Below are 26483 nucleotides of genomic sequence, written 5' to 3'. Positions count from 1 at the left end.
TCAGTAATGTCAAAATCGCAGCGAAAAATATTAATTAAAAGATGTATTGTAACTTAAGGTTATATTATCGTGCAGATCGCGCTGGCATACAAAAAATTATATGGAAGCTTACCTGCAGTGGCTTGAGAGCGTGAGATCGAGCGTACTGATTGCAGTCTCGCTCAGAGAGCATGCCACGGCCCATCCGGATGACGCTTTATGGATTGTGGAAGCTGCTTCTAAAGAAGCCGTTGAAGCCCTACTGAAACAGGATCCATTCTGGTTAGAGGGATTGCGTCAAAACGTTGAGATTCGGCTCTGGAGGAGGGCTTTTGACCGTCCCGTCACCTTATAAATAAACGCTGCTGTTTAGCCACGCGCCAGCAAACCGCAATCGCATGCATCCTTTTCATTGACCTGACACTCTGAGCACACCCACAACACGGAGTGCTACAGATGTCTGATTTTCATCACGGTGTCCGCGTCGTCGAAGTCAATGACGGTACACGCACCATTTCAACAGTTTCAACCGCCATTGTTGGCATGATCTGCACCGCAGAAGATGCTGATGCAACGGCATTTCCTCTTAACACACCTGTTCTGCTGACCAACGTGCAGGCAGCTATCGGTAAAGCCGGTACCAAAGGCACCTTAGCGGCCGCGCTGCAGGCGATTGCTGACCAGGCGAAGCCGGTAACCGTCGTGGTTCGCGTTGCAGAAGGCGCGAGCCAGGCTGAAACCACCTCTAACCTGATTGGCTCGACGGATGCGAACGGTAAATACACCGGCATGAAGGCGCTGCTCAGCGCGCAAACGCAGCTGGGTGTTAAACCGCGCATTCTTGGCGTGCCGGGTCTGGATTCGCTGGAAGTGGCGACAGCGCTGGCCAGCATTGCCCAGCAGCTGCGTGGCTTTGCCTACGTGTCCGCCTGGAACAGCAAAACCATCTCTGACGCCATGAAGTACCGCGAAAACTTCAGCCAGCGCGAGCTGATGGTGATCTGGCCAGATTTTATTGCCTGGAACACGGCAACCAATAAATCTGAAATGGCTTATGCCACCGCACGTGCGCTGGGCCTGCGCGCCAAAATTGACAACGACACCGGCTGGCATAAAACCCTGTCTAACGTGGGCGTCAATGGCGTGACGGGTATCTCTGCAGATGTTTTCTGGGATCTGCAACAGACCGGCACCGATGCCGATCTGCTGAACGAAAAGTGTGTGACCACGCTGATTCGCAAGGACGGTTTCCGTTTCTGGGGCAACCGCACCTGCAGTGACGATCCACTTTTTGCCTTTGAAAACTACACCCGTTCAGCACAGGTGCTGGCCGATACCATGGCGGAAGCGCACATGTGGGCCAACGACAAACCGCTGACGCCAGTACTGGTACGCGAAATCATCGCCGGTATCAATGCCAAGTTCCGTGAGCTGGTCAGCGCCGGTTATCTGCTGGGCGCCAACTGCTGGTACGACGAAAGCGCCAACGATAAAGAGAGCCTGAAGGCGGGCAAACTGTTTATCGATTACGACTACACGCCGGTGCCGCCGCTGGAAGATCTGACCCTGCGTCAGCGCATCACCGATACCTATCTGGCGAACTTCGCCGCATCCGTAAACAGCTAAGGAGCCGGATAAATGGCACTGCCACGTAAACTCAAGGGGTTGAACCTCTTCAACGATTCAAACAGCTATCAGGGCATCGTCACCGCAGTTACGCTGCCGAAGCTGTCACGCAAGCTGGATACCTACCGCGCCGGCGGTATGAACGGTGCGGCATTCATTGATAACGGCCTGGACGATGCGGCACTCGATATGGAGTGGACGCTGGGCGGTATGGATGAGCTGGTATTAAGCCAGTGGGGCGCGATGGCGAACGTACCGCTGCGTTTCACCGGTTCTTATCAGCGTGATGACACCGGCGAAGAAATCGCCGTGGAAATCGAAGTACGCGGTAAGCACCAGTCCTTTGACTTCGGTGAAGCCAAACAGGGCGAAAACACCGAAACCAAAATCACCAGTAAAAACACCTATTTCAAACTGACCTGGAATGGCAAAGAGCTGATTGAAATCGACACCGTCAACATGGTGGAGAAGGTCAACGGCGTCGATCGTCTGGAACAGCGCCGTAAAAACCTCGGCCTGGTGTAATAACAACGGCCGGCGCGTCCTGCGCTGGCCCCTCTTGATTGGGATGGAGAAAAAATGGAACAGCTTGATAAGCCAGAACTGAAAGAAAACCTGGTGGTGCTGGAAAGCCCGATTTCACGTGGCGATGTGGTGATCGCTCAGGTTGAGCTGGTGAAACCGACCGCCGGCGCGCTGCGCGGTGTGCGGCTGGCTGATCTGGCCTCGTCCGATGTGGATGCCCTGTTGATGGTGCTGCCCCGCATCACCATGCCATCGCTGACCAAAGCAGAGTGCAACGCACTGGACCCGGTTGACCTGATTGCCCTGGGCGGCAAGGTGATTGGTTTTTTGTCAGCGAAATCGGCCGCGTAAGCTGGCCCCGCGATCTGACGGTCAATGACCTGATGGCCGATATTGCCAGCGTTTTTCACTGGCCACCCTCAGAAATGTATCCCATGTCGCTGGAAGAGTTACTCGACTGGCGGCATAGAGTGATGATCCGCAGTGGAGTAACCTCAGATGAGTAACACGCTCAAGCTGCAAGTGCTGCTGGAAGCGGTTGATCGGGCTACGCGCCCGTTTAATGCCGTACGTAAAGAAACCGAAAAGCTGTCTGCGGATATCCAGGAAACGCAGGATCGCCTGGACGAGCTCAATGCCAAATCCGCGCAGATTGAAGGGTTCCGTGAAACCCGCAAAGAACTGACGCTGACCCAACAAAATCTTAAAAATACCCGGGCAGAAGCAGCGGCACTTGCCATTCAACTTAAAAACACCCAAAACCCTACCGCGGAACAAACCCAGGCGCTGGATAAGCTGCGTCAGTCGGCTAACGCGCTGCAGCAAAAAAACCTTCAACTGCGTCAGTCAGTGCAGGATCAGCGCCAGTCCCTGAACGAGGCGGGAATTTCCACGCGCCGGTTGAGCAGCGAGCGCCAGAAGCTAAATCAACAAACAGAGCGCACGACATCCACCCTTAATGCGCAGGGTGAGTCCATGAATCTGCTAAATCAGCGTCAGGACAAGCTCAACCGCACCCGTGAACGTTACCGTGCGGGCATGGCGCTGGCAGATAACGTACAAAGCGCCAGTTCGAAAGCCAAAGACTTTGTCGAGAAGGGCCGCAAAGTTATCGATTACCTGTCACCCGGCGACGCGAAAGACGGCAAGGGACGCGTTGGCGGGCAGGGCGCGGGCGATATCACAGAACTCAATAAGGCGATGGCCAGTGTCGGCCCGGTGGCAAAACAGGCGGGACTGAGTGTTGGCCAGACCTCAGCCATGATGGGCGTGCTGGCGGAAAACGGTATAACGGGCAGCCAGGCAGGCGCAGGCGCCAGTGCGATGTTAACGCACGTTCAGGCGCCTGATGCCAGCGCAGATAGCGCGCTTAAAGCGTTGAATGTGCAAACCGCTGACGACCAGGGCAACAGTCAGCCCATTTTCGCGGTGCTCAGCCAGGTGCAGGCGGCGTTTGAGAAAAACAAGCTCGACGCTGCCCAGCAGGCCACTTATCTGCAGGCAATATTTGGTGAACAGGGCGCCACACCTGCCGCAGCATTGATGAAGGGCGCGGCCAGTGGCCGGCTGGATCAGCTGTCTCAGGCGCCCGCTGCCCAGCCGCCTGCAGCAGATGCCTCTGTGGATACTAACTTGCAAGCTATCAGTCAGGACGGCTTATCCGTTCAGTCTGTTCTGACCGGCGTCATGAATCTCAATCCTCAACTTTCTGACAGCCTGCTGACGCTGGCGGCCGGTGGGCTGACCTTGGTGGATTCCCTGGCCAGCGTCGGGAACATTGCCTGGCCGGTCATTAGCGGGCTGAGCACCATCATGGCGGGCGTGGAGCTGCTGGGCGGTGCATTTGCCATCATCGGCGGCGCCATTACGGCCACGCTGGGAGCGATCACGCTGCCGGTGGTGGTGCTTGGTGCCGCTATCGCGGCGGGGGCCATGCTGGTTTATCAGTACTGGGAACCCATCAGCGCCTTTATCAGCGGCATCGCTCAGGGCTTTAGTGCAGCGATGGGGCCGATAAGCGACGCGTTCGCGCCGCTGAAGCCGGTATTTGAGTGGTTCAGTAATAAAGTGTCCGAGCTGGGGGCCTGGTTCTCAAAGCTGCTGGAACCCGTGAAGTTTTCTCAGCAGGAACTGGCCTCGGCAGGTGAGATGGGACAGCGCTTCGGCAATATGCTGGCGACGGCACTCAAATTACCCGGTGAAGCCCTGAATCAGCTTCGGGGCGGCATTGACTGGGTGCTGGGCAAGCTTGGCATCATCGATGAGAAATCTGACAAGGTGAAAGACAAGCTGCCTCCGCCCAAAATGCGTGAGCAGGATGAAGAGGATGAGGATAACGCGGATGCCCGTCCGGCTGCATCGCGTGCCAGCCTGAACAGCACGCTCAATCAGCCTTTGCCCTCGGTTAACAATTCAAACGTGGATAACCGTCAGCACACGGTCACCAACAATATCTTTACAACAAGTGAGCCTCAGGCGATTGGACAGGCCGTCGCGCAGGCTTCCACGGTTTCGCCGTGGTCCACGTCTGACCATAGCTATAACTCCATGTTTAGTCTGGATTAATTAACCATGATGATGATATTAGGCATGATGCCGTTTGTACGGCAAACCCTTCCCTTCGACAATTTGCAGCATGACATTACCTATCGCTGGGCGAAAAACAGCCGCGTGGGGCGCCGTGAGTCGACCCAGTTTTTGGGCGGCGGCGACGATAAAATCAAGCTGTCTGGCGAACTCCGGCCTGAAATCACCGGCGGCAATGTCACGCTGCTGGCGCTGAAGACTATGGCCGATGAAGGGCTGGCGTGGCCGCTGATTGGCGGCAATGGCATTATTTACGGCATGTTTGTTGTGACGGATTTCTCGGCCACGCATACGGAGTTCTACAGCGACGGCAGCGCGCGCAAGATAGGCTTTACCCTCAACCTGCTGCGGGTAGACGATTCACTAACCAGTATGTTCGGGGACTTAAAAAGGCAGGCGGAAGAACTGCAAAACCGGGCCAGCGACGCAGCGCAACGGGTCGGCTCTGTTATCAAAAGCGCCACCTCTGCGCTGAATGGAGGGCGCTGAGATGAGCGATATCGTCCCGATTCCGGTGCCCCTGCGCGTTGCGCCTACGCCGGACTTTACTATCAAAATTGAGACGAAGGATAAAACGGAAGATATTCGCCCACGGCTGATTTCTCTGAAGTTGACTGACAACCGCGGCCTGGAGGTCGATCAGCTAGACCTGGTGCTCGACGACAGTGACGGCCAGTTGGTCATGCCGCCCTTTGGCGCGAAAGTGGTCTTAGAGATAGGCTGGAAGGGGCAGCCGCTTACAGATAAGGGCTCCTACATCATTGATCAGGTCACCTACCAGGGCGCGCCGGACACGATAACGGTTGTCGCCCGAAGCGCCGATTTTAGCGGTTCGCTCGATGTTAAAATCACTGATTCATATCCAGACATGACGGTTGGCGAGGTTGTGGACAAAATCGCGAAACGTAACGGACTTACCTCCGACGTGCGGCCGGAGATAGCCAAAAAAAAGATTAAGCATATCGATCAGACGCAGGAAACGGACGGCACGTTCATTACCCGGCTGGCTATGCTGGTTGGCGCGGTGGCGGCAATAAAAGATAAGACGCTACTGTTCTTTCCCCCCGGGCAGGGCGTGACCGTGAGCGGAAAGCCGATTCCACTCCTGAATCTGAACCGACAGGATGGCGATAAGTATGAGTACAAATTGTTTAAGCGCGACGATTACAGTGGCGTTGAAGCAAAATGGTACGATCAGAAAAAGGCGCAGCAGAAAGGGATAACCGTCAACACGATACCGCCAGCAACACCGGCGGTGAACCCTGTCCATCCGGCGGCCAAAAATATCCCCACAATCGGGCAACAAGACCCGGGAAAAACCTATGTTTTTGGCAGCAATAAGAAGCTGTTCGTACTGAATACGCATTTCAGTAGCCAGGAGGAAGCAGAGGAGGCGGCTAAAGCGAAGTGGCAGGATCTGCAACGCAACCGGGCTACGTTGAAGATCCTACTGGCACTGGGCGCTGCAAAGCTGATTCCTGAAACGCCGGTCAAAGCCCAGGGCTTTAAATCGGTCATCGATAATCAAAAATGGCTGATTACCAATATCGTGCATACCATCGATAAAAGTGGATTTACCACCTTGTTGAACCTGGAGCTGATGGTTGAAAACGTGGATTACGTCTTAGTGGAAAAACAGGCTGGTTAGATTAAGTCTAATTTAAGTTGCTTTTTGTTTAGCCTTTGGCTAATGTTGTCGTATGCCAGAGAGGAGAACCACCATGATGCATTGCCCAAAATGTCAGACCGCCGCCCATACGAAAAGCAGTCGCTACGTTTCGAAAGAGACGAAAGAACGTTATCACCAGTGCCAGAACATTAACTGCAGTTGTACCTTTAAAACCCTGGAGAGCGTGTCCGGGATTATCGTCGAACCGGCGCAGATCAATACGGTGCCGATGATGGCAAAAGGCAGCAATAATCCGTCACCGCAGCTGCTGTAAGCCCAACCCGCGAAAGCGGGTTTTTTTATGGCTGCGGCCTGGATGGGATCGCAGGGAGATGAGGCTGAAGGCCAGCGAGCCGTTGACGTTTAAGGGGGCGACAGCGGCCTCTGGGAGTTCTGTTAATAACTGTACGGCGGGTAGGGCGCGGGCCCTTGGAGTTCTGTTAATAACTGTACGGCGGGTAGGGCGCGGGCCCTTGGGGACAATGACAATAACTGTACGGGAATGAAAAGATTTCAGGAGTGTCAGCACGACAAAATATATGTCCAGTGAATGGAGATGAATTGTGGCGGTATTTTCGGCAGAAGAAAACTCAGGGCTATAAAGCATTTTGGCACTGAGAGTGAGTCAACAGTGAGATTTTAAATTTTGCATGCGAATTCCCTTCTTCCCTGCGGAAGAAGGGAAGGGTTCAAAATCAGTGAACGATATGTGTAAATTTGCTCTCTATCATCACCAGCCCCGACTCTGTTCGCACAAAGCGAGGCGCGGTTAAGTCGTCACTCATAATGTTAACCATCTGGAATAACAAGCCGGTGATATGTTTCTGCAAATCCGTCGAGGCCTGCTGATTTAGCAACACTAACGTCAATGCGCTGCAATATTGCCGCATCTCTTCCGAGTCTATCAAATCCTTGGTGCGACAGGCTTTGTCATCACCTTTCTCCAGCGTGAGGCGCTCAATCAGGTGTTCTGGCAGTGGCTGGTCCAACAGAACCCTCAGGACTTCCAGTGCAGCCAGCAGACGACCGCACAGCGCCATGCGATCTACAATATCGTTACATTCAACCAAGGCATCGACATAGCGCACGCACGTATCCAGCACCTGAAAGAGATCGTGCGTGGTGCCGAGCGGCGTTTTCAAGAGGTTTGAGATCGCAGATTCGATAACTGGCTGAATGTCCACGATTTGATGATGGGCGGTTGTGTTACTATCGGTGTTAGCCATAGCGTTGTTCCTTAACACTGAACGTTGTGGTTAAACGCTCCGGTATGTGTTGCATCACTGCCGGAGCGTTGCTCTCTTAAAAGGCCTCGTGTTAGTGTGGTCTTTTATAGGGCTAAACTGAAGGAGTAGGTAGCCACATGTCAATAATAATGCGTGAAAAAAAACCAAAAGGTGGAGGCAAGTCCCCACAATTTAAAATGCGCATTGATCCCGCCTTGAAAAAACAGCTCGATGCGGTTGCAACTGAAGAAGGAATTAGTCTGGCAAACTGGTTGAAGAATTTGGCGAGGGAGGCATTAAAGGCAAGGGGAATTAAGCCGAAGGGGTGAGTTTGTGATTGAGATGTTAGTTTTTTATGTGCGCAATATTCAAGAAAATAAAAAACGAAAATGCGGTATTGTAAACACCGTGAAAATAATTTATTAAATTGTTGATAAAATAGCTGAGAATTTATATGAAACTATAATTAGATAAGCATTTATTATGTGGTTGCTGCAGTTTTTATCTCAAGAAATTTATTGTGATTTCTGTTGGTGTTTATTCTAATGTGCGATTTTTTCTTGTTGTAATTAAAAAATTCACCTCAAAAATTAATTTTTAGCTACATCTACTTTAGTAACTTCGTTTCTCGTTATCTTATTGGTCAATGTAACTCTATTATGATCTTCACCTTTAAATAAGGTAAATCAATTAGTTAATGATTTTATGTCTCTTAGGCCGAATGGCAGAGTTCCCGTGCCCCAGATCCGATTTAGGCTTCGGCCTTGCGGAGGATACTGATGATCTGTTCGTCGGAAAATCGCTTCTTCATGGGGATGACCTCATGTGACTTATAAAAAATCACTAGCATCGCGGTAAATTAATCAACGGGGAGAAAGTCAGCTAAGCAGGACGGTATTTCATTATCAGTCGGATAGGCGATGTGATGAGTAGAGGATTAGTAACAAGAATCCTGGCTTGCCAGCGTCATAGTTAAGAGTCAGGCCATGCTCTTAATCTGCCTCGTTTACTTGTCACAAACTATTATCCTGCTAATGTCGCTGATGTCTCAATTTTCTGGCAGATGAATGTTTTTGCATTCGATTTTTTGTTAGTCTCAGATTGAGGCAATAAGTTAGATAAGGAGAATACAATGTCAGCAATCATTGATAAGGCCCTTGATTACATTGACAGCATGAACACCTCTTCATCCGCGCCGCATCCTGTAGATGAAAGTTGCGCAAAAGAATTATTTAAATTCATCAACAAGCTTGGGCAACCAATTAGCGGTGTTTATATCCACAATTATGGTGCTCAAAATGGTTGGAATTCAGGATTTACAAAAAAAATGGCAGAGTGGGCTGATAAGGTTGCCGCAGGTGGGCGTGTACAGGTGAAACACCCTGGATACCTTTCAGAGAATATACAGGAAGAGTTGCGTTCGCTTCTCGAATGATATGATCGCTAAACAACACGTAAAGCACCACTATGCTCTGGTGCTTTTTCATTTTTTCACTTTATGATGTATAAACATCCGTATAAATTATAATGAAAAGGCACTTCCCCTTGACGGTTATTGCCTTTTAATTCAATAGCATAGATGATGATTATATTTTTAGATGCCCGGAGGGGGTTCCCTGCTTACGCCGGGCGGGCTTTTTACGCTATTTATGCAAAACATAAGAAAGGCAGGCTGCTAAAAACATTGCTAAAAGCGGAGCAACCTCGCCTGCAGCGAATGCCGTAAACTGTACAGCGATTAATTGTGCATGCTTAGACAGCAGGTCTGAGCCCATAATTGAGTCGAATATAATACCTCCATTATGGTTTTTGCCGTCTCTTAATGAGTTGGGAGCAGGAGTCCAGACTCGTGGCACTTTTAGTGTTTTCAGGGGGAAGTCAATTAGAACCACTAGCGCAGCGGGGTTTTTTATTCTTTTCACCAGACTGCACATAACGCCTTTAGAGCGCCGTACCTGTGCAATCATTGATGTTTACACTCTATTGGATCGTGCCCACAGTGTTGCGCTAGCGCATCCACAGCCCTAAAAAAATAAACCCCCACTGACAAAAAAGGCGCTATACCGCACCCGCCAGCAGGTTTTGCATCAAAAAAATTTTTCAGGTTTATTTTTCTCCAAACCACATCGCCTGACCGCGTCATTGTTGGCGGCTTTGCGGAAAATCAAAACTGAAAAAATTGAAAAGAATTTCAATGCTTTTCAGATTTAGATAATCTAATACATAGCGGAAATTGGTTTAATTAATAATTAAGAGGGGTTATTTATGTGATGTGTGAGTATCGAACTGCCTGTAAGTAAGGGATAACTTAAAAAGCCCGCTCAACCAGTGGGTTTGCGGGCTTTGCAGTATTGTAAGATTCGTTATTGACTGAAATAATTCAACTAACAATTGGCTAACATTTAAATTAGCGCTTCTTAGGAGGTGGAGAAACCTGTTGTGTCTGTTGAGTTTGGCTTGGAGGTTGATACCCGTTATTTTGCTGGTTTGGTCTACTAGTTGGTTGATTACCTTTGTTCACAGGTTGCCAACCGTCGTTTGCAAACCCTGGTTTGCTGGCTGATTTTTCTTCAGGCATCTTTCGTCTCTCTATCGCTGGTTGTAGGTTCTTGCAACTTAATAAACTCAACACTTTCTATCTCATTAGTCAATATGATAATACCTAATGTATCGGTTAGTTCATGATCAAAGTCGCCATCGTTATCCAATGCCCAATGTTTTTCTAGGTAGAGTTGTTCTGGTTCAGGCCTACTTGATGCAAAAGAGTTATAGCTATATAAACCGCCATATTTTTTCCCATTTTTGAGTGTTACCAAAACCCAGCAACATTGGTTGGTTGAGAAAAAATAGTCCCACGCACGTCCCATAGGATGAGGGAGTATCTGCCTAATTCGATTGCTTCGTCGAATCATCAGCAGGAGTATGGGTAAAAAAACGGGAATAATAATTAAAACTAAGAGATAAAAAATATAATACCAGAATGGATGTGAATCGATAATCTTATTTATTTCGATTAAATAAATGGGTATTAGTAAAAATGAGTAGTTAATGCAACTGTATGAAACTACGTCGATTAATATTTTTGATGTGTCGTTATCTGTGGCAGGATGAAAAAGTCGATAAACTCTCATGCTGATAAAACCGGGCATAATAAAAAGTACGAATAATAGTAATTTACCTTTTTCAAGTACGTCCACAGTCATTCCTTCCGCGTGTGAAAATCATTGAATGGCCAAAAGTAAAGATTATAGCTTTCCATCGTATGCCCTGACACCAATAATTTGCTTGGTTTTTAGACAATACGAGTAAGTTTCTGCAGGTGTTGAGACCGCTTTTTACATTCTTTGTACTTAATGAGGGCCATGTAAATTCCTTTTTGCATGTCTGAGCCGCGATCCATTGCCTGGTCAGGGGATTGTGGGGGGACAAAAAGTGAATGTTGGGCGCAGTAATAAAAAAAAGCACTTAGAGCTTAAGTGGCTTTTTATATGATTTTAAAGATAAAATCTGGTGGCCCCTGCTGGGTTTGAACCAGCGACCAAGCGATTATGAGTCGCCTGCTCTAACCACTGAGCTAAGGGGCCAATGGAGCGGGGATTATAAAGTATCTGTCCGGGGCAATCCAGCGTTGTTCGGCTGGTTGCTGAAATAAGCAGCAATGTTTTACTTGCTGATAACTATGATAAAACAGACGAAAATCTCTGGCTGATGGGCGGCGGTGCAACTGACGCTGTTATCCTTAAATGTCTTTCCCCGCTTAACAATAAAAAAAGCCCACTCAGGCCAGGACGTTAACCGGCAAATGCGCTTTAATCAGTGGCAAGATTATGATGAATAAGGATGCGTGAGCGGCTGTAAGGCGCAGCGCAAAGCCAGGAGCCCCATGAGCGAACACAACATCACCGATATCATCGCACCGGACCTGAATGTCCTATTCTGCGGCATCAATCCCGGTCAGTCGACGGCGCACACCGGCTATCACTTTGCGCATCCGGGTAACCGCTTCTGGAAGGTGATTTATCTGGCAGGGTTTACCGAGCAGCAGCTGAAGCCGGAAGAGGAGCAGCGCTTACTGGAAACCGGTTGCGGTATCACGATGCTGGTCGAGCGTCCGACCATTCAGGCGAATGAACTGGGTGGTGATGAGCTTCGCGATGGCGGTCAGCGGCTGATGGATAAGGTGATACGTTATCAACCTGCTGCGCTGGCTATCCTGGGTAAGGATGCCTTTAAACGCGCGTTTCGGCAGAGCAAGGTGGAGTGGGGCGAGCAGCCCATATATATGGGGAAAACCCAGGTATGGGTGCTGCCGAATCCGAGTGGGTTAAATCGTGCGTCGCTGGAAGAGATGGTGGCGCTATATCGTCAGATGTACGATGCGCTACAGCTGCGGCCTTAATGCTGGCGGTTTGCGGGAAAAGGGCAGGGCGGCAGATATAAAAAACCCCGGCGAACCGGGGTTTTAACTGACTTAGTCGTCGAGGAAGCTACGCAGCACTTCCGAGCGGCTCGGATGGCGCAGTTTACGCAGGGCTTTCGCTTCAATCTGACGGATACGCTCACGGGTAACGTCAAACTGTTTGCCCACTTCTTCTAACGTGTGGTCGGTGTTCATATCGATACCGAAACGCATGCGCAGCACTTTGGCTTCGCGTGCGGTCAGGCCAGCCAGCACGTCATGGGTCGCAGAACGCAGGCTCTCAGAGGTGGCAGAGTCCAGCGGCAGCTCCAGCGTGGTGTCTTCGATAAAATCACCCAGATGTGAATCTTCATCATCACCAATCGGCGTCTCCATAGAGATAGGCTCTTTGGCAATCTTCAGCACCTTACGGATCTTATCTTCAGGCATCAACATGCGCTCAGCCAGTTCTTCTGGCGTCGGCTCGCGTCCCATCTCCTGCAGCATCTGGCGCGAGATACGGTTGAGTTTGTTGATGGTCTCAATCATATGCACCGGAATACGGATGGTACGCGCCTGGTCAGCGATAGAACGGGTAATCGCCTGACGAATCCACCATGTGGCATAAGTTGAGAACTTATAGCCGCGACGGTATTCGAACTTATCAACCGCTTTCATCAGACCGATGTTACCTTCCTGAATCAGATCCAGGAACTGCAGACCACGGTTGGTGTATTTCTTCGCGATTGAAATGACCAGACGCAGGTTAGCTTCAACCATCTCTTTCTTCGCGCGGCGGGCTTTCGCTTCACCGATCGACATACGACGGTTGATGTCTTTAACCTGCTCGATGGTCAGGCCGGTTTCTTCTTCAATCTGGGCCAGTTTCTGCAGAGAACGCATCACGTCATCCTGCACGTCCAGCAGTTTTTCAGACCACGGCTTGTTCATGGCCAGTGCGGCTTTGAACCAGCTCTCGTTAGTCTCGTTACCGGTGAACAGCGTAATGAAGTTTTTCTTCGGCATTTTGCACACTTCAATACACAGCTTCATGATCAAACGTTCCTGAGTACGGACACGCTCCATCATTTCACGCATGTTGTTCACGAGGTAGTCGAACTGCTTCGGTACCAGGCGGAACTGCTTAAAGACGTCAGACAGGTTCTGGATCTCGGCAACCGAGGCAGCATGGCTGCGTCCTTTGCTTTTGATCACGTCACGCGTGGTTTCGTACTGCGTGCGCAGGTCAGAGAACTTCTCGCGCGCCAGTTCTGGATCGATAGAGTTATCGTCGTCAGAGCTGTCGTCATCGCTCTCTTCGTCGTCATCTTCGTCGTCATTACGATCGGCTTCAGACAGCTCAGAACCCACGTGAGTGGCGGTCGGTGCCAGGTCTTCTTCAGCGTTAGGATCAACAAAGCCAGTGATTAAATCTGACAGGCGCGACTCGCCTGCTTCAACGCGATCGTACTGATCCAGCAGGTAGGTAATGGCTTCCGGGTATTCAGCAACGGAACACTGAACCTGGTTAATACCGTCTTCGATACGCTTCGCGATGTCGATTTCGCCTTCGCGGGTCAGCAGTTCAACGGTACCCATTTCACGCATGTACATGCGAACCGGGTCAGTGGTGCGGCCAATTTCAGATTCAACGCTGGATAATACCTGAGCGGCAGCTTCCGCGGCATCTTCGTCAGTATCGGAGCTGTTTTCATTCAGCATCAGATCGTCGGCGTCCGGGGCTTCTTCAACCACCTGGATGCCCATGTCGTTAATCATCTGGATGATGTCTTCGATCTGATCGGAGTCGACGATATCTTCCGGCAGATGGTCATTGACCTCAGCATAGGTCAGATAGCCTTGCTCCTTACCACGGGTGACAAGAAGCTTGAGCTGTGACTGCGGGTTTTGCTCCATAAGACGGTATCCACACTTCTGTTAATTAGATTGGTGTTGGTCGGCAGCGTGCCAACAATAACAGTGAAGGCATTTATTCTCGCCGCTGCCTTCGTCGCGGCCTGGGCTTTGCCCATCAGTAATCGGCACTTAAGCCGCAAATTTTATGTCGGGCCTGGCTTACTCGCCATTTTTGCCGCTGCTAAGTGCTCGTCATCCTCACGTACATCAGTACGCTCCGGTGACTGCGCGCTTTCAGCGACAAAACTTGCTTCGACGCCGACGGCCCGAAAGCGGAAGCTGGCTTACTCGCCATTTTTGCCGCTGCCAAGTGCTCGTCATCCTCACGTACATCAGTACGCTCCGGTGACTGCGCGCTTTCAGCGACAAAACTTGCTTCGACGCCGACGGCCCGAGGGCGGAAGCTGGCTTACTCGCCATTTTTGCCGCTGCCAAGTGCTCGTCATCCTCACGTACATCAGTACGCTCCGGTGACTGTGCGCCAACAGAAACAAAACGTGCTTCGCCCCTCAATTTTTCAGCCTGCCGCTTCGGTTAAGGGAAGCCGCAGGCCGGATAATGCGTTACTTTTTCGCGAAGGCCTGGCTCAGCGCCCAGAGCTCGCGTCGCTCGTCGGTACTGAGCCCGTGCGTACGTTCACGCGCAATCAGGAACTCCAGTCGCTCTTCCAACGCCGAGTCATAAACGCTGGCAAGGGAGTCCTGAAATACCGCCTCGCTTTCCTCATCCACTATCATGTGGTTCCAGACGGCCAGTGTTTCAAGCGTCTGGCTAAAATTTGTTCCGCGATATAACTCTAGTAGCTGACCGGTGGTCAATCCAGGATTCTCATTACAGCGCGTCACTAATTCAATAAATAACGGTAAACCGGCAATTTTCGACTCGGCAAGCCCGTCCAGTGACGGCACTAGGGTTGCCAGCTGCGGATTCTGAATCAGCAGCGCCACTAAAACGCGCATCGTGGTGCGTTTAAGCGGTGGGGCGACCGGTGCGCTTCCGCCCGGGGCCTGCTTTGGCATCAGCTTTTCAAGCTGAGAGTCATCCAGAATACCTAACTTGTTACCCAGCGCCTGACGCATATAGATACGCAGTGTTTCACCGGGAATCTGTGTGATCAGCGGCAACGCCAACGTACTTAAACGTGCTTTACCGTCGCGAGAGCTCAAATCTACCTGAGGTAGCAGGCTGTCGAACAGAAACGAAGAGAGCGGCATCGCCTGCTCCATCCTCGTCTCAAATGCGGCTTTACCCTCCTGGCGAACCAGCGTATCCGGGTCTTCGCCGTCGGGTAGAAACATAAAGCGTAGTTGACGACCGTCATTCATGTAAGGCAATGCGGTTTCAAGTGCACGCCATGCTGCCTCACGCCCGGCCCGATCGCCGTCATAACAGCAGATCACGTTGTCCGTGCTGCGAAACAGCAGCTGAATATGTTCAGCCGTGGTTGATGTCCCCAGTGACGCAACCGCGTAATCCACGCCGAATTGCGCCAGGGCAACCACATCCATATAGCCTTCCACCACTAACAGGCGTTTAGGTTCAGGATGATTTTTTAACGCTTCATACAGGCCATAGAGCTGACGGCCTTTATGAAAAACCGGCGTTTCCGGTGAGTTCAGATACTTAGGCGTATCATTACCCAGCACGCGGCCACCAAAACCGATGACGCGGCCTCGCTTATCGCGAATCGGGAACATCACGCGCTCGCGAAAGCGGTCATAAACCCGGCCTTTGTCGTTACTGACCAGCATCCCCGCTTCCATCAACGATTCACGATCTTCAGGCTGCTTGCCGAAGCGTTTCAGGACGTTGTCCCAACCGGCGGGCGCATAGCCAATCGAAAAATGGTTGATGATGTCGGCGCTCAGACCACGATGTTCAAGATAATCGCGTGCTGACTGGGCGCTGGACTGCTGCAAACTCTGCTGATAAAAACCGTTCAGGTTCTCCATCAGCTGGTACAGGCTCTGGCGCTGATGGCGTTCCATCTGGCTTGGCCCATTGCCCGCTTCGTAAGGTACGTCTAAACCATGGGAAGTGGCTAACTCTTCAATACTTTCAACAAACTCAAGACGATCATAGTTCATCAGAAAGTCGATTGCGTTACCGTGAGCGCCGCAACCAAAGCAGTGATAAAACTGCTTTTCGCCATTTACGGTAAAAGAGGGCGTTTTCTCATTATGGAAAGGACAACACGCATGATAATTTTTTCCCTGCTTTTTCAGCTTAACGCGGGCATCGATTAACTCCACGATGTCCGTGCGGGCAAGTAAGTCATTGATAAATACGCGTGGAATACGTCCTGCCATAAGCCCCGTTTTTTCAGCTCATAAACGACAACAAGCCGCGCTTCCTTTCGGAAAGCACGGCCTTTTACTTGACTCGGTCTGCGTTTATCACGCTGTGGAGGCGAACCTCCGGGAAATTAGTACAGACGAGTGCGGCGTGCGTTTTCGCGAGCCAGTTTTTTGGCATGACGCTTGACTGCAGATGCTTTAGCGCGCTTACGTTCGGTCGTTGGTTTTTCATAGAACTCACGACGACGAACTTCAGCCAGAACGCCTGCTTTCTCGCAGGAACGCTTAAAGCGACGCAGTGCTACGTCGAACGGCTCGTTTTCACGTACTTTAATTACCGGCATGTAACTCTCACCTCAATAAAATTCGGTTTTGCTGCTGACTGCGGCGCCAGCACATTTCAAAATGGTGCAGCATTTTACTCCAACTCGCGTCGGCTTGTAAAGCACCATGGATAATTTAGAACCAACAGGAGCGTTTGCCTGTGCGGCTGCCGGTTTTTTCCAGGGGCGGGAGTATAGCGCACTCTTTAGGCAGCAGAAAATGACTTTTTGCGTGGATTGCATCCCCTTTTCGTGCAAGGGCTATGCTAAACTGCGCGCCGCAAGAATGAGGTGAAGCAATGCGAATTCTGGGTATTGAAACATCGTGCGATGAAACCGGCATCGCAATCTATGATGACGAGGCTGGCCTGGTGGCTAACCAACTGTACAGCCAGGTAAAACTGCATGCCGATTACGGCGGCGTGGTGCCGGAACTGGCATCGCGCGATCACGTGCGTAAAACGGTGCCGCTGATCCAGGCGGCCCTGAAGCAGGCCAACCTGGCACCGCAGCAAATTGATGCGGTCGCCTATACCGCCGGACCGGGCCTGGTGGGCGCGTTGTTGGTGGGCGCAACGGTTGGACGCGCGCTGGCCTTTGCGTGGAAGGTACCTGCGGTGCCGGTGCACCATATGGAAGGTCATCTGCTGGCACCGATGCTGGAAGAGAATCCGCCCGCGTTCCCGTTTGTCGCATTGCTGGTTTCAGGCGGTCACACGCAGTTAATCAGCGTCACCGGTATTGGCGAATACACACTGCTGGGCGAGTCGATTGACGATGCCGCAGGTGAAGCCTTCGATAAAACCGCCAAACTGCTGGGGCTGGATTATCCTGGCGGCCCGATGCTGTCGAAAATGGCGCAGCAGGGCACCGCCGGGCGGTTCACCTTCCCGCGCCCGATGACGGATCGTCCGGGGCTGGATTTTAGTTTCTCAGGGCTGAAAACCTTTGCCGCGAATACCATTCGTGGCAATGACGATGACGCGCAAACCCGCGCCGATATCGCCCGGGCGTTTGAAGATGCGGTTGTCGATACGCTGGCGATTAAATGCAAACGCGCGCTGGATCATACGGGTTTTAAACGTCTGGTCATTGCGGGCGGCGTCAGCGCTAACCGCACCCTGCGTGAACAGATGGCCGTAATGATGCAAAAGCGGGGCGGTGAGGTGTTCTATGCCCGTCCTGAATTTTGTACCGATAACGGGGCCATGATTGCCTACGCGGGCATGGTGCGCCTTAAAGGCGGCACGCGGGGAGAACTGGGCGTGAGCGTCAGGCCGCGCTGGCCCTTGTCGGAACTGCCCGCCATCTGAGATCCAAAAAGCCGGTTAACCGGCTTTTTTTACGCTTACTTTTTCTTTTTTCGCTTCCAGATTTTGCTTTCCTGACCGCGCCACAGGCGCTGAATGTTGTCATGATGACGCAGTAAAATCAGGCAGGAGAGCATGGAAACCGGAAACGTAAACTGTGGCTTAAACCACCAGACATAAAACGGCGCGATAAGCGCGCTGACAATCGCGCCAAGCGATGAGTAGCCGCTCAGCAGCACGGTCAGCAGCCACGTTCCCGTCATGAGTCCGGTCAGGTCCCAGCCAATGGGGGCGATTGCACCAAACGCCGTCGCCACGCCTTTCCCGCCACGAAAGCGAAAAAACACCGGATAAATATGGCCCAGACAGGCAGCAATGGCGGTTAAGCCCAGATAAAGCGGGGGCACATGAAACAGATAGGCCAGCCACACGGGCAGCATACCTTTCACAATATCGAACACCAGCACAGACGCAGCCGCCAGTTTGCCGCCGATACGCAGTACGTTGGTTGCGCCCGGGTTGCCTGAACCGTGGGTGCGGGGATCGGGTAAACCGGCGAGTTTGCAAACCAGAATCGCACTGGAAATTGAACCGCACAGATACGCGAAAATAATCATACCAAGCGCGAAAGCACTCATAACACCGTCCCGTTTCCTTTGGGGTCGTTTTGATCACGTCTACCATGGATAATACGCACAATCTGCCGGAAGTGGTATCCGGCGCGACCAAAAACAGAGAGCATCATCATGGATATCGTCTTTATAGAACAACTCACCGTCTTCACCACGATAGGGGTTTACGACTGGGAGCAGGGAATTCAGCAGAAGCTGGTGATCGATGTAGAAATGGCGTGGGATAACCGTCAGGCCGCCGCCAGCGACGATGTGAAAGACTGCCTGAGCTATGCCGATGTCTCAGAAGCGATTCTGTCGCATCTGACGGGACAGCGTTTTGCGTTGGTGGAGCGCGTAGCGGAAGAAATTGCGGATCTGTTGATGAACCGTTTCAATTCACCTGGCGTGCGCATCAGGGTAGCAAAACCGGGCGCGGTGGCTCAGGCAGCGCAGGTTGGCGTGCGAATTGAGCGCGGGACTATTCCTAAATAGTTACGATGTGATTGCCATCACAATGAAACCAAACCAAATTACTGTTTGTCTCAGCACGTGCCGTTTCGTTACGACAGACTAAACGGCAGTTGAGCTTAAGGTTTTACTCAGACTTAAGCAGATAAGATTTAAGGCGATAGCGAAACAGCTAGCGCCTTTTTCATGGTTTTAAAACGGACAGAGGGAATACATTGATGGCAGATCTTCATCAGCTGTGGGTAGCTGCAATCCTGGGCGTGGTAGAAGGGTTAACCGAGTTCTTACCGGTCTCTTCTACCGGGCACATGATTATAGTGGGGCACCTACTGGGCTTTGAGGGCGACAAAGCAGAAACCTTTGAAGTGGTCATTCAGTTAGGTTCCATTCTTGCCGTCGTCGTGATGTTCTGGCGGCGTTTGTTTGGATTGATCGGCATTCACTTTGGTGAAGTCAAACATGAAGGTGTCGGGACAGGTCGGTTAACCCTGATCCATATCCTGTTGGGCATGATCCCTGCGGTGGTGATTGGTCTGGCGCTGCACGATCAGATTAAAACGTTGTTTAATCCGATTAACGTGATGTATGCGCTGGTGGTCGGGGGCTTACTGCTGCTGGCAGCGGAATTCCTGAAACCGAAACAGCCAAAATCACCAGGTATTGATGATATCACCTATCGTCAGGCGTTTATGATTGGCTGCTTCCAGTGTCTGGCGCTGTGGCCGGGCTTCTCGCGTTCGGGCGCCACCATTTCAGGTGGGATGCTGATGGGCGTGAGCCGCTATGCCGCATCCGAGTTCTCGTTTATCCTGGCCGTACCGATGATGATCGGGGCGACAGGGCTGGATATCTATAAAAGCCTCGGCTTCCTGACGATGGCCGACTTCCCGATGTTTGCGGTGGGCTTTATCACCGCATTCGTTGTCGCGTTGCTGGCCATCAAAGTGTTCCTGGAGCTGATCAAACGCATCTCTTTCGTGTCATTTGCCATCTACCGCTTTATCGTGGCGGGCGCGGTGTACATGATTTTCATGTAAGCCACAGGGTAACGCGGTCGGGCGACTGGCCGCGTTACGCTAAGCCCTGTTCGACAGCCTCAATACGACGTCGCGTGAGCTCTTCCCGCACCTCTATCCCTTTAAATCCCGCCTCCACGACCGCCTTAGATGACACGGCCTGAGCCAGGGCAAACGCACGTCGCAGGTAGTTGCCCTGGGGATAAGGCATGTTGGCAAGGCCACCGCGTCCGCGGGCATCCGCTTCGCTGCACAGCGCCAGTTGGTTAACCCGCTCGGGTTTGCGCCAGGCGTCAAGGCGGTCAAATAAGCCAATCAACGCGTCGGCAGGGCGCTGCTCAATGGTATGCATCATGTCGTGAAACTCCGTGACCAGCAGCGCCAGATCACGGATCGCATTCGGCACGCGTAGCCGTTGACACAGCGCGGCGACCAGCGGAACGCCTGCCGGGCCATGTCCGTGATGGCTGGGCCATTTTTCAACCGGCGTTAGGGCTTTACCGACATCGTGAAACAGCGTCGCAAAGCGCACGTCAATCGCTTCCGACAGGCCAGCAGACAGGGTTAACGCCATCAGCGTGTGAACCCCGGTATCAATTTCCGGGTGCCATCGGGCGGGCGCCGGCACGCCGAACAGGTTATCGATTTCCGGAAACAGTCCCTGCAATGCGCCGCAGTCGCGCAGTACCTGGAAGTAAACCTGGGGATTATGGGAGGACAGGGCTTTTTCCGTCTCTTTCCAGACGCGTTCGGCCGTGAGATCGGCCAGCTCGTCGCTCTCTGCCATTTGTCGCATCAGCGCCTGCGTTTCGTCGGCAATACGAAAATTAAGGTGGGCGAAGCGCGCGGCAAAACGCGCGACGCGCAGGACGCGCAGGGGATCTTCACTAAAGGCATCGGAAACGTGGCGCAGCTGCCGGTCGGCAATATCCTTTTGTCCGTGGTAGGGATCGTAAAGCTCGCCTTGATCGTCGCGCGCAATGGCGTTAATCGTCAAATCGCGGCGCTGTAAATCCTGCTCCAGCGTGACGTCTGGCGCTGACCAGGTCGTGAACCCGGTGTAGCCTTTGCCGTTCTTCCGTTCGGTACGCGCCAGCGCATACTCTTCCCGGCTGTCGGGATGCAGAAACACGGGGAAGTCGCGGCCGACCTGCTGGTAGCCTTGTTCCAGCATGGCTTCCGGGGTCGCGCCTACCACCACCCAGTCTTTGTCTTTAACCGGCAACTTCAACAGCGCATCGCGCACTGCACCGCCAACAAGAAACGTCTTCACGCACAACTCCAGAGATAAATAAGTGATCTGCGCGTCTGTGGGCTTCCGGCACCTGAATCCAGACGGGCACAAACTCTATTGTTGCACAAATTCGACATATTGCAGACAGGCCAAAAGGGGCATCTTACGATCCCCTGATAGCGAGCGGTGGTAAAACTAGTTCATCCAGCGATCGTTTTTCTTACGGCGCGGCACCATGTGCGGCAACAGTAGCCCAAGCAGCAGGCCGACGCCTAGCACGCCGCCACCATACATAAACCACTGCATGATGATCGTACGCTGTTTGTCATCCAGCTGAACGTTAGCGGCGCTGACTTTCTTCTGCGCCACGATCAGTTCGTTTTTCAGCTTCTGATTTTGCTCTTTTAAGCCGTTGATCACGCTGTCGCTGCTGGCCACTTTGTTCTGCATTTCGGCGGTGCGCTGATTCCAGCTGTTATCAATATTGGCTAACTTGGCGGTCAGGTCTTTAACCTGTTGTTCCAGCTGCGGTACCCGGGTGCGCAGGCTGGGATTTTCACTCAGTTGCGACAGGGGGATCCAGACGGTGCGGCCTTCGGCATCGCGTACCTGGCCATATTTGGTGGCATCATTGGTCTGCAGCAGCTGTACCTGTTCACCCGCATTCAGCTTGCCCAGCAGGCGAAACTGGTCGCCGGGACCGCTACGAACCCAGGTGGATAATTCGTCAGAAACGTAACGTTTTTCATCGGCGTGAGCAGGTGCAAGGGTGCTGAGGGCCAGCAAAGTGATTCCAGCGAGTGTGATTTTTTTCATTAGATTTCGTTTTGCTTAAAAATTAAAGATAATTTACCGGCACAGTCTGTAGAGGCTTCGCGTAAATCTGAATGAGAACTATCCTGGTCTCATGACAGTGCGAAAAGGGTAGCGAAAGCACAAAGAAAGCAGAGACAGTCCGGCTTCTGTGCATTACTCTTCGCCTGAAAACCCTAACCTTCAGCTCAGTGGATGCAGCAGAAGATAACCTTAAACAGGCAGGGAATATATCCTTAAGTGCCAGCGGCGTTAGTGAATAAAAAAATATGACCATCGAAATCGAACTTAAGTTCATTGCTAAACCCAATGCTGCCGGGAAACTGGCAGAACGGCTGGCGGCGTTTCCGCATCAGCACCAGGCTGCCCGTCAGCTGACCAATATCTATTTTGAAACCGACGATAATCAGTTACGTCGTTGGAATATGGGATTGCGCATTCGGGGCGTTGATCAACGCTACGAAATGACGCTGAAAACCGCCGGCAAAACGCTGGGTGGGCTACATCAGCGCGGCGAATACAACGTTGACCTCACTGAGCCAACGCTGGACATCAGCCGTCTGCCCGCAGACATCTGGCCGGAAGGAACGGATGTAGCAGCGCTACAGCAGCGCCTGCAGCCGCTGTTCAGTACCCATTTTGAACGAGAGATCTGGGTAGTCACGGCGGGCAGTAGTGAAATAGAAATTGCCTGCGATCGGGGCGACGTGACGGCGGGAGAGTTGAGCGAACCTTTGTCAGAGGTTGAGCTTGAGCTAAAAGGTGGCCAGCGCAGCGAGTTGCTGACGTTTGCTCAGCAGTTAGTGGCCGTGGGCGACCTGCGGATGGGCAGCCTGAGCAAGGCGGCGCGCGGCTATCAGTTAGCCAAAGGTAATCCCTCGCGTGAGGTAACCGCCTTTCCGCTGTTAAAAGCCGGGGCGAAAGCCACGGTGGAAGAGGGCATGACGGCGGCCATGGCGGCAGGCCTTCACCACTGGCAATATCATGAAGAAGTGTGGCTGCGTGGCAATAAGCGCGCCAGAGAAGCGGTTCGTGAGGCGCTGGATGTTCTGCGTCAGGCGTTTGCGCTGTTTGGGGCGGTAGTCCCGCGCAAGGCCAGTAGCGAGCTGCGTCAGAAGCTGACCACGCTGGAAGAAACGCTGCTAAATGAAGATGTCGATGCCGACAGCTTCTGTTTTTCGGCTCTCTCGGTAGAGGCCCAGTTAGCACTTACTCACTGGTTAGCCGAGGCGCACTGGCGGCAGTGGATTGATGAAAAGGGGCAAACTAAGCTCAACGGTTCCTTTAAACGCTTTGGCGATATCATGCTGGGCCGCATCAATGCCGATCTGAAAGAAACCTTCAGCACCGTCCATCAGGTGAATGAGTATCAGGACAAGGCCACGCGTCTGGATCGACAGCTGCTGGCGGTGCATTTGCTGGCGGGCGCTTACTCGCCGGATGCCGTTCACGACTGGCTGGCGCCGTGGCAGCAGCTGCAGCGCGCAATCAGGGAACAGCAGCACGCCAGCCTGGACTGGTTAACGGCGCAGGCGATGAAACAGTCACCCTTTTGGTTAACCAGCGGTTCGCCACGCTAAGTCATACAGCACGCTATCAGGGAGAGAACATGTTGCCATCCTTACCCACCGTATTGCGCACCCAGGCCGCGCGGGCAGTTGAACAGCTCGGTCTTGCGGATACCGCTCTCAGCGAGGCGCAGCTTGCCGGTCTGGCCTTCAGCGACTTTGTGCTGGATAACCTGCAGCAGAATCCGCACTGGTGGCAGGAGATTGCCGCACAGTCACCCGTGGCCGACGAGTGGCAGCAGTATACGCAGTGGCTGGGCAGAGACATGGCGGCAGTGGACAGTGAAGCCAGCCTGATGCGCGTGCTGCGCCTGTTTCGCCGCCGCATGCTGGTTCGCATTGCCTGGATGCAGTGCTTGCAGCTTGCCACGACAGAGCAGACGCTGCAGCAGCTGAGCGTATTAGCCGAGGTGCTGATCGACGCCGCGCGCCACTGGGTTTATCAGGACTGCTGTCGCGAATTCGGCACGCCCTGCAATGCCGCGGGTGAACCACAGCCGCTGCTGATCCTCGGAATGGGCAAGCTGGGCGGCGGCGAGCTGAATTTCTCCTCCGATATCGATCTGATTTTTGCCTGGCCGGAAAACGGCACCACGCGCGGCGGTCGCCGCGAACTCGACAATGCGCAGTTTTTTACCCGCATGGGCCAGCGTCTGATCAAAGTACTCGATCAGCCCACGGCCGACGGCTTTGTTTACCGGGTCGATATGCGCCTGCGCCCGTTTGGCGACAGCGGGCCGCTGGTCATGAGCTTTGCCGCCCTGGAAGATTATTACCAGGAGCAGGGCCGCGACTGGGAGCGCTACGCCATGGTGAAGGCGCGGCTGATGGGCGATGAGCAGGATCGCTGGAGCCAGGAACTGCAGCAGATGCTGCGGCCCTTTGTTTATCGCCGCTACATCGATTTCAGCGTCATCCAGTCGTTACGCAATATGAAAGCGATGATCGCGCGTGAAGTGCGTCGCCGCGGGCTGAAAAACAACATCAAACTGGGCGCAGGCGGGATTCGCGAAACAGAATTTATCGTGCAGGTTTTTCAGTTGATTCGTGGCGGACGTGAGCGCTCGCTTCAGCTCCGGGCCTTGATACCTACGCTGTCTGCTATTGAATCTCTGGCCTTACTGCCACCCGAGCAGGTTGCGGCATTGCGCGCGGCTTATCTGTTTCTGCGTCGGCTGGAAAACCTGTTGCAAAGTCTGGCGGACGAACAAACGCAAACGCTGCCGGAAGAGGCGTTACCCCGCGCCCGGCTGGCGTGGGCGATGGGCTGTGATGACTGGGCTGCGCTGAGCGCCCGGCTGGAAACGCATATGGCCGCCGTGCGTGCCATCTTCGATGAGTTAATCGGTGAGGATACGCCGGATGTGGGCGATCGCCCCGAACTGGCCGACTTTAACATGCTGTGGCACGACAGCCTGGAGGACACTGAGCTGGCCCCGCTGGTGCCACAACTGGATACCACGCAGTGTCATGCTCTTAATCAGGCGCTGGAAGCGTTTCGCCAGGATATCGGTCACCGCACTATCGGCCCGCGCGGCCGTCAGGCGCTGGATCAGCTGATGCCTCAACTGCTGAGTGAAGTCTGTTCACGCAGCGATGCCGCGGTGACCTTCAGTCGCCTGGCGCCGTTGCTGCTGAGCGTTCTGACCCGCAGTACCTACCTTGAGCTGCTCACCGAGTATCACGGCGCGTTGCGTCACCTGATTCGTCTTTGCGCAGCCTCACCGATGGTGGCCAGCCAGCTGGCACGTTATCCGCTGTTACTGGATGAGCTGCTTGATCCCGCCACGCTCTATCAGCCAACCGCTACGGATGCCTACCGGGATGAGCTGCGTCAGTACCTGATGCGCATTCCTGCGGATGATGAAGAGCAGCAGCTTGAAGCATTACGCCAGTTTAAACAGGCACAGTTATTACGCATCGCGGCGGCGGATATTGCGGGAACGCTGCCGGTGATGAAAGTGAGCGATCACTTAACCTGGCTGGCCGAGGCCATTATCGAATCGGTGGTGCAGCAGGCATGGAATATGATGGTGCAGCGCTATGGCCGACCGTCACACCTTGTGCATGAACACGAGCGGGGCTTCACGGTATTGGGCTATGGCAAGCTGGGCGGATGGGAACTGGGCTACAGCTCCGATCTCGATCTGGTTTTCCTGCACGACTGCCCGATGGAAGCCGTCACGCAGGGCGAGCGCAGCATAGACGGACGGCAGTTTTACCTGCGGCTGGCGCAGCGCATCATGCATCTGTTCAGCACCCGTACGTCGTCCGGCATTTTGTACGAAGTGGATGCGCGACTGCGGCCTTCGGGCGCGGCTGGCATGCTGGTCAGTACTTTTGAAGCCTTCGACGACTATCAGCGCAACGAAGCCTGGACGTGGGAGCATCAGGCGCTGGTCCGCGCCCGCGTGGTGTTCGGTGAGCCCGATCTGAGCGCGCGTTTTAGCGCCATTCGCCGTGCGATCCTCTGTCTGCCGCGCGATGCAGCAGCGTTGCAAACGGAAGTCAGAGAGATGCGTGACAAAATGCGCGCGCACCTGAGCAACAAGCACAAGGGCCGCTGGGAGATCAAAACGGACGAAGGCGGCATTACGGATATTGAATTCATCGCCCAGTACCTGGTGCTGCGCTATGCGGCGGAGCAGCCCGACCTGACGCGCTGGTCAGACAATGTGCGGATTTTTGAACGGATGGCAATCCACCACAAAATGTCTGACGAGGAAGCGGCAGCGCTCACGCATGCTTATGTCACGCTGCGCGATGCGCTGCATCATCTGGCGCTTCAGGAGCAGCCCGGGCATGTTGAACCTGACGCCTTTGCGCAGGAAAAAGAGTCGGTGAACACCAGCTGGCAGCGATGGCTACAGTCACCACACTCTCTCACGGCGTGATGCTGATAGCACCTGTCGC

At 53.1% G+C, this 26483-nt stretch carries 25 protein-coding genes and 1 tRNA gene; 17 read left to right on the top strand and 9 right to left on the bottom strand.

Features of this window, described 5'->3' with window-relative positions:
- The first annotated feature begins 100 nt into the window (after positions 1 to 100).
- The 9 genes from EL29_RS15255 to EL29_RS15215 all read left to right on the top strand — a co-directional run bounded on the left by EL29_RS15255 (position 101) and on the right by EL29_RS15215 (position 6659).
- Entirely contained in the window at positions 101 to 334 is a 234-nt protein-coding gene (locus tag EL29_RS15255) for a YciI family protein (RefSeq protein ID WP_028715820.1), read from the top strand.
- 101 nt (positions 335 to 435) lie between these two features.
- Positions 436 to 1605, top strand: a complete 1170-nt coding sequence (locus EL29_RS15250) for a phage tail sheath protein (RefSeq protein ID WP_014594650.1) — start codon at positions 436 to 438, stop codon at positions 1603 to 1605.
- 12 nt (positions 1606 to 1617) lie between these two features.
- Positions 1618 to 2130 (top strand): phage major tail tube protein, encoded by a 513-nt coding sequence (locus EL29_RS15245; protein ID WP_013027271.1) that lies wholly within the window; start codon positions 1618 to 1620, stop codon positions 2128 to 2130.
- A 54-nt stretch (positions 2131 to 2184) separates the two neighbouring features.
- Positions 2185 to 2481 (top strand): phage tail assembly protein, encoded by a 297-nt coding sequence (locus EL29_RS15240; RefSeq protein WP_013027270.1) that lies wholly within the window; start codon positions 2185 to 2187, stop codon positions 2479 to 2481.
- A gap of 32 nt (positions 2482 to 2513) precedes the next feature.
- On the top strand, positions 2514 to 2636 hold the full coding sequence (locus tag EL29_RS15235; protein ID WP_013027268.1) for a GpE family phage tail protein: 123 nt from the start codon (positions 2514 to 2516) through the stop codon (positions 2634 to 2636).
- Positions 2629 to 4695 (top strand): phage tail tape measure protein, encoded by a 2067-nt coding sequence (locus EL29_RS15230; protein ID WP_028715819.1) that lies wholly within the window; start codon positions 2629 to 2631, stop codon positions 4693 to 4695. Before EL29_RS15235 ends, EL29_RS15230 begins: the two co-directional genes overlap by 8 nt.
- 6 nt (positions 4696 to 4701) lie before the next feature.
- On the top strand, positions 4702 to 5205 hold the full coding sequence (locus EL29_RS15225; RefSeq protein ID WP_028715818.1) for a phage tail protein: 504 nt from the start codon (positions 4702 to 4704) through the stop codon (positions 5203 to 5205).
- Position 5206: 1 nt separating this feature from the next.
- Positions 5207 to 6364 carry a contractile injection system protein, VgrG/Pvc8 family gene (locus EL29_RS15220; protein WP_028715817.1) on the top strand — a complete coding sequence of 386 codons (1158 nt, stop codon included), beginning with the start codon at positions 5207 to 5209 and terminating at the stop codon, positions 6362 to 6364.
- A 73-nt stretch (positions 6365 to 6437) separates the two neighbouring features.
- The gene (locus tag EL29_RS15215; RefSeq protein ID WP_014604972.1) at positions 6438 to 6659 is read left to right on the top strand and encodes an ogr/Delta-like zinc finger family protein; all 222 of its coding nucleotides are present in this window, start codon (positions 6438 to 6440) and stop codon (positions 6657 to 6659) included.
- Between the two features lie 421 nt (positions 6660 to 7080).
- Here the strand turns inward: EL29_RS15215 and EL29_RS15210 are convergent, their stop codons facing one another.
- Positions 7081 to 7611, bottom strand: a complete 531-nt coding sequence (locus tag EL29_RS15210; protein WP_019104857.1) for a hypothetical protein — start codon at positions 7609 to 7611, stop codon at positions 7081 to 7083.
- 137 nt (positions 7612 to 7748) lie between these two features.
- On the opposite strand from EL29_RS15210, the gene EL29_RS15205 reads away from it, so the two are divergent.
- Both EL29_RS15205 and EL29_RS15200 read left to right on the top strand, forming a co-directional pair.
- Entirely contained in the window at positions 7749 to 7940 is a 192-nt protein-coding gene (locus EL29_RS15205) for a toxin-antitoxin system HicB family antitoxin (protein ID WP_019104856.1), read from the top strand.
- An 803-nt stretch (positions 7941 to 8743) separates the two neighbouring features.
- Positions 8744 to 9046, top strand: a complete 303-nt coding sequence (locus EL29_RS15200; RefSeq protein ID WP_019104854.1) for a DUF1889 family protein — start codon at positions 8744 to 8746, stop codon at positions 9044 to 9046.
- A gap of 1135 nt (positions 9047 to 10181) precedes the next feature.
- Here the strand turns inward: EL29_RS15200 and EL29_RS15195 are convergent.
- Together EL29_RS15195 and EL29_RS15190 are read right to left on the bottom strand one after the other, a co-directional pair.
- Positions 10182 to 10814 (bottom strand): DUF6338 family protein, encoded by a 633-nt coding sequence (locus EL29_RS15195; protein ID WP_085980261.1) that lies wholly within the window; start codon positions 10812 to 10814, stop codon positions 10182 to 10184.
- Between the two features lie 305 nt (positions 10815 to 11119).
- Positions 11120 to 11195: transfer RNA gene (locus EL29_RS15190), tRNA-Ile, on the bottom strand.
- A gap of 299 nt (positions 11196 to 11494) precedes the next feature.
- Between EL29_RS15190 and mug the strand changes: the two genes are divergently transcribed.
- Positions 11495 to 12010 carry a G/U mismatch-specific DNA glycosylase gene (gene mug / locus EL29_RS15185; protein WP_028715815.1) on the top strand — a complete coding sequence of 172 codons (516 nt, stop codon included), beginning with the start codon at positions 11495 to 11497 and terminating at the stop codon, positions 12008 to 12010.
- 72 nt (positions 12011 to 12082) lie between these two features.
- On the opposite strand, the gene rpoD is transcribed toward mug, so the two are convergent.
- The 3 genes from rpoD to rpsU all read right to left on the bottom strand — a co-directional run bounded on the left by rpoD (position 12083) and on the right by rpsU (position 16568).
- Positions 12083 to 13927, bottom strand: coding sequence for an RNA polymerase sigma factor RpoD (gene rpoD, locus EL29_RS15180; protein WP_013027259.1), 1845 nt, complete (start codon positions 13925 to 13927; stop codon positions 12083 to 12085).
- A 563-nt stretch (positions 13928 to 14490) separates the two neighbouring features.
- A complete protein-coding gene (dnaG, locus tag EL29_RS15175; protein WP_014594644.1) occupies positions 14491 to 16236 on the bottom strand; it encodes a DNA primase in 1746 nt (581 codons plus the stop codon).
- Positions 16237 to 16352: 116 nt separating this feature from the next.
- On the bottom strand, positions 16353 to 16568 hold the full coding sequence (gene rpsU, locus EL29_RS15170) for a 30S ribosomal protein S21 (RefSeq protein ID WP_001144069.1): 216 nt from the start codon (positions 16566 to 16568) through the stop codon (positions 16353 to 16355).
- 278 nt (positions 16569 to 16846) lie between these two features.
- Here rpsU and tsaD point away from each other — a divergent pair, with 278 nt between their 5' ends.
- Positions 16847 to 17860: a tRNA (adenosine(37)-N6)-threonylcarbamoyltransferase complex transferase subunit TsaD gene (gene tsaD, locus EL29_RS15165; protein ID WP_013027257.1), complete on the top strand. Its 1014-nt coding sequence runs from the start codon at positions 16847 to 16849 to the stop codon at positions 17858 to 17860.
- A 35-nt stretch (positions 17861 to 17895) separates the two neighbouring features.
- On the opposite strand, the gene plsY is transcribed toward tsaD, so the two are convergent.
- Positions 17896 to 18495: a glycerol-3-phosphate 1-O-acyltransferase PlsY gene (gene plsY / locus EL29_RS15160; protein ID WP_013027256.1), complete on the bottom strand. Its 600-nt coding sequence runs from the start codon at positions 18493 to 18495 to the stop codon at positions 17896 to 17898.
- A 108-nt stretch (positions 18496 to 18603) separates the two neighbouring features.
- On the opposite strand from plsY, the gene folB reads away from it, so the two are divergent.
- Positions 18604 to 18963, top strand: a complete 360-nt coding sequence (folB, locus tag EL29_RS15155) for a bifunctional dihydroneopterin aldolase/7,8-dihydroneopterin epimerase (protein WP_013027255.1) — start codon at positions 18604 to 18606, stop codon at positions 18961 to 18963.
- Positions 18964 to 19157: 194 nt separating this feature from the next.
- The gene (gene bacA / locus EL29_RS15150) at positions 19158 to 19976 is read left to right on the top strand and encodes an undecaprenyl-diphosphate phosphatase (RefSeq protein ID WP_028715814.1); all 819 of its coding nucleotides are present in this window, start codon (positions 19158 to 19160) and stop codon (positions 19974 to 19976) included.
- 34 nt (positions 19977 to 20010) lie between these two features.
- Here bacA and EL29_RS15145 read toward each other — a convergent pair whose 3' ends face one another.
- Both EL29_RS15145 and EL29_RS15140 read right to left on the bottom strand, forming a co-directional pair.
- Positions 20011 to 21228 carry a multifunctional CCA addition/repair protein gene (locus tag EL29_RS15145; protein WP_028715813.1) on the bottom strand — a complete coding sequence of 406 codons (1218 nt, stop codon included), beginning with the start codon at positions 21226 to 21228 and terminating at the stop codon, positions 20011 to 20013.
- 156 nt (positions 21229 to 21384) lie between these two features.
- Entirely contained in the window at positions 21385 to 22005 is a 621-nt protein-coding gene (locus EL29_RS15140) for a TIGR04211 family SH3 domain-containing protein (RefSeq protein ID WP_013027252.1), read from the bottom strand.
- A gap of 266 nt (positions 22006 to 22271) precedes the next feature.
- On the opposite strand from EL29_RS15140, the gene EL29_RS15135 reads away from it, so the two are divergent.
- Together EL29_RS15135 and glnE are read left to right on the top strand one after the other, a co-directional pair.
- Positions 22272 to 23582 (top strand): CYTH domain-containing protein, encoded by a 1311-nt coding sequence (locus tag EL29_RS15135; protein WP_028715812.1) that lies wholly within the window; start codon positions 22272 to 22274, stop codon positions 23580 to 23582.
- Positions 23583 to 23611: 29 nt separating this feature from the next.
- Positions 23612 to 26464: a bifunctional [glutamate--ammonia ligase]-adenylyl-L-tyrosine phosphorylase/[glutamate--ammonia-ligase] adenylyltransferase gene (gene glnE, locus EL29_RS15130; RefSeq protein WP_014594639.1), complete on the top strand. Its 2853-nt coding sequence runs from the start codon at positions 23612 to 23614 to the stop codon at positions 26462 to 26464.
- Positions 26465 to 26483: the final 19 nt, after the last annotated feature.

This window comes from Pantoea ananatis LMG 2665 (genome assembly GCF_000710035.2).
In the GTDB taxonomy this organism is placed as follows: Bacteria; Pseudomonadota; Gammaproteobacteria; order Enterobacterales; family Enterobacteriaceae; genus Pantoea; species Pantoea ananatis.
This window is presented reverse-complemented; position numbering and strand designations above follow the sequence as displayed.

Bases quoted from the DNA above. Each gene is read 5' to 3' on its own strand.
- glnE (WP_014594639.1), top strand. From the start codon at position 23,612: ATGTTGCCATCCTTACCCACCGTATTGCGCACCCAGGCCGCGCGGGCA.
- EL29_RS15250 (WP_014594650.1), top strand. From the start codon at position 436: ATGTCTGATTTTCATCACGGTGTCCGCGTCGTCGAAGTCAATGACGGT.
- EL29_RS15195 (WP_085980261.1), bottom strand. From the start codon at position 10,814: ATGACTGTGGACGTACTTGAAAAAGGTAAATTACTATTATTCGTACTT.
- EL29_RS15215 (WP_014604972.1), top strand. From the start codon at position 6,438: ATGATGCATTGCCCAAAATGTCAGACCGCCGCCCATACGAAAAGCAGT.
- EL29_RS15135 (WP_028715812.1), top strand. From the start codon at position 22,272: ATGACCATCGAAATCGAACTTAAGTTCATTGCTAAACCCAATGCTGCC.
- rpoD (WP_013027259.1), bottom strand. From the start codon at position 13,927: ATGGAGCAAAACCCGCAGTCACAGCTCAAGCTTCTTGTCACCCGTGGT.
- EL29_RS15220 (WP_028715817.1), top strand. From the start codon at position 5,207: ATGAGCGATATCGTCCCGATTCCGGTGCCCCTGCGCGTTGCGCCTACG.
- rpsU (WP_001144069.1), bottom strand. From the start codon at position 16,568: ATGCCGGTAATTAAAGTACGTGAAAACGAGCCGTTCGACGTAGCACTG.
- EL29_RS15210 (WP_019104857.1), bottom strand. From the start codon at position 7,611: ATGGCTAACACCGATAGTAACACAACCGCCCATCATCAAATCGTGGAC.
- dnaG (WP_014594644.1), bottom strand. From the start codon at position 16,236: ATGGCAGGACGTATTCCACGCGTATTTATCAATGACTTACTTGCCCGC.
- EL29_RS15240 (WP_013027270.1), top strand. From the start codon at position 2,185: ATGGAACAGCTTGATAAGCCAGAACTGAAAGAAAACCTGGTGGTGCTG.
- plsY (WP_013027256.1), bottom strand. From the start codon at position 18,495: ATGAGTGCTTTCGCGCTTGGTATGATTATTTTCGCGTATCTGTGCGGT.
- bacA (WP_028715814.1), top strand. From the start codon at position 19,158: ATGGCAGATCTTCATCAGCTGTGGGTAGCTGCAATCCTGGGCGTGGTA.
- mug (WP_028715815.1), top strand. From the start codon at position 11,495: ATGAGCGAACACAACATCACCGATATCATCGCACCGGACCTGAATGTC.
- folB (WP_013027255.1), top strand. From the start codon at position 18,604: ATGGATATCGTCTTTATAGAACAACTCACCGTCTTCACCACGATAGGG.
- tsaD (WP_013027257.1), top strand. From the start codon at position 16,847: ATGCGAATTCTGGGTATTGAAACATCGTGCGATGAAACCGGCATCGCA.
- EL29_RS15255 (WP_028715820.1), top strand. From the start codon at position 101: ATGGAAGCTTACCTGCAGTGGCTTGAGAGCGTGAGATCGAGCGTACTG.
- EL29_RS15205 (WP_019104856.1), top strand. From the start codon at position 7,749: ATGTCAATAATAATGCGTGAAAAAAAACCAAAAGGTGGAGGCAAGTCC.
- EL29_RS15140 (WP_013027252.1), bottom strand. From the start codon at position 22,005: ATGAAAAAAATCACACTCGCTGGAATCACTTTGCTGGCCCTCAGCACC.
- EL29_RS15245 (WP_013027271.1), top strand. From the start codon at position 1,618: ATGGCACTGCCACGTAAACTCAAGGGGTTGAACCTCTTCAACGATTCA.
- EL29_RS15225 (WP_028715818.1), top strand. From the start codon at position 4,702: ATGATGATGATATTAGGCATGATGCCGTTTGTACGGCAAACCCTTCCC.
- EL29_RS15230 (WP_028715819.1), top strand. From the start codon at position 2,629: ATGAGTAACACGCTCAAGCTGCAAGTGCTGCTGGAAGCGGTTGATCGG.
- EL29_RS15200 (WP_019104854.1), top strand. From the start codon at position 8,744: ATGTCAGCAATCATTGATAAGGCCCTTGATTACATTGACAGCATGAAC.
- EL29_RS15235 (WP_013027268.1), top strand. From the start codon at position 2,514: ATGGCCGATATTGCCAGCGTTTTTCACTGGCCACCCTCAGAAATGTAT.